Source organism: Kluyvera sp. (genome assembly GCF_047971185.1).
Classification (GTDB): Bacteria; Pseudomonadota; Gammaproteobacteria; order Enterobacterales; family Enterobacteriaceae; genus Kluyvera.
Genome location: NZ_JBKDZH010000137.1, coordinates 1 through 2,049, shown reverse-complemented (window position 1 = coordinate 2,049; position 2,049 = coordinate 1). Strand labels below are relative to the sequence as shown.

1 protein-coding gene is annotated in these 2,049 nt (G+C 48.3%); it reads left to right on the top strand.

The genetic code is table 11. The annotated features are described in order from the left end of the window. Positions 1-1,763 precede the first annotated feature (1,763 nt). Positions 1,764-1,949, top strand: a complete 186-nt coding sequence (locus ACK5JN_RS23970; protein ID WP_416872434.1) for a hypothetical protein — start codon at positions 1,764-1,766, stop codon at positions 1,947-1,949. Positions 1,950-2,049 lie beyond the last annotated feature (100 nt).

The following is a 2,049-nucleotide window of genomic DNA, read 5'->3' as shown; positions in this document are numbered from 1 at the left end:
CCCCATCCCCCTTGCTCAAGGGGGGACAGTAACCGACCCTGGCAGCGAAAAATCTTTAGTGCCCGAGCAAGGCGCGAACGTCAGCTTGCTGGGCCCACTGCTGGGTCAGAGGCGACGACGCTATGCGCTGCACCACGGGGCGGGTGCGGTGTGTGTGTGTGTGTGTGTGTGTGTGTGTGTGTGTGTGTGTGTGTGTGTGTGTGTGTGTGTGTGTTCACTACACTGTCACAACACAAGCGACGCAACACACGCTAAACAAACACACATGGCTCCGAGGAGTGAGGCACACAAACAAACCAGCCGAGCACTGGGGACACGGAAGGTGATGGGAAAAAAAATATGAGAAAGACCAGTGAATTAAAATGACTTATGAACAACACTGAAATTGTTGACATATACTGTCTGTCTGTCTGTCTGTCTGTCTGTCTGTCTGTCTCTCTCTCTCTCTCTCTCTCTCTCTCTCTCTCTCTCTCTCTCTCTCTCTCTCTCTCTCTCTCTCTCTCACTCACCGTCCAACACGTGCGGCATCACTGACGCATCCTCCCGCTCCCCCAGGCACTCACTGTAGTGGTGTCAGATTATAAGGATTACTGGGTGACTATGACTGTTGCTACTCCTCGTTTGTTCGTGTTCCGCAACCTGCACGCCAGGTTGCGTTCAGCGAAGATCAGATCAGACCCATCAGCCAACAGGGAAGCACCACACTGTACATGTGCACATTAAAGCAAGCCGAGACAACGTCTTTGTGCAGCACTACCCGTTACTGTACCCACCGTGCAGCACGTGCAGCACCCTCCATCTCTCTCCCTCTCCCAGGTCCCCACCACACACTCACCGTCCAGCACGTGCAGCATCACGTACGCGTCCTCGCCGCTGGATGGCTTGCACGTGTACTTGCCGGAGTCAGACTGCTCGGCCCGCTGCACCAGGAGGTGGCTGACGGTCCTGTGGCCTGAGTGTGTGACGACCACCACGTCGCCCAGGGCCTCGTAGTCGATGACCTGGGTAGTAGTAGTAGTAGTAGTAGTAGTAATAGTGGTGGTGGTGGAGGAAGTAGTAGTAGTAGTAGTAGTAGTAGTAGTAGGTGGCTGACAGCGTGTGACCACCGACGACCTCGTAGTCAATGATCTAGGAAGAGGAGTAGGAGGTGTTGAGGGTGGAGTACAAATGTTTTGTTAGTAGGAATAGGAATAGGTGTAAGAAGCCTCACCACTACCACGCCGTACAGCTTCTCGTAGTCGATAACCTGGGGAAGGAGAGGAATAAGTGAAGGTGAAGTACAGGTGTTATTGTAAGTAGAGAGACAAAGAGGAGGTGTTGATGGTGGTGTGGAGCTGGAAAATGAGACGATTGTTCGGCTCAAAATCTAAATGGTGTTGGGCTATTAAACAGAGCGGTCGTCGGACTCCAAAACTAAAGGATGACCGTTGGGCAGCAAAATGAGGGTCTATTGGGATAGACAGCACAAGGACTGTTGTTGAGCTGTAAAGCCAACTCTAGTATTGGGCTAAGAGATTAACAATTACATATTAGCATAGAATAAAAAGCAGTTTCCCACCTTCTCACAAAAACGTGACAATGAATAACGTAAAAGAACATAAAAGTAAATTAAACATATTAATGACACGTCACCATAAAACACTTTGTCTTCTAAAAAAAACACCTCTGCGTCCTCATTAGTACTGCACGAAACCTGTGGGAACACTTGGCGCCTCAACACTTGAGAGACCAAATGCAACACATAAGGAAAAAAGTTATTATAAATGAAACAGAAAAAAAAGAGGAAGATATGTGACAGCGACGATGAAGATTACAAAAAGGAGGAGGAAGAAGATGAAGCACAAGCAGAAGAAGAAGAAGAAAAAAAAGAAGCAGAAGAAGAAGAAGAAGAAGAAGAAAGCAGAGGCGGAGGAGGAAGAGGAGAAGGAGGAGGGGGAGGAAAAATATAACATATGAGAACAATTATCAATAACTAGATCAACACCCTTAAGCATCCTTGTTGTTGTTGTTGCTGCTGCTATTGTTTTGTGGTCGTTGTTGTTGCTGTTG

Coding starts and splice junctions, on each gene's coding strand:
- ACK5JN_RS23970 (WP_416872434.1), top strand. CDS start 1,764: ATGAAACAGAAAAAAAAGAGGAAGATATGTGACAGCGACGATGAAGAT.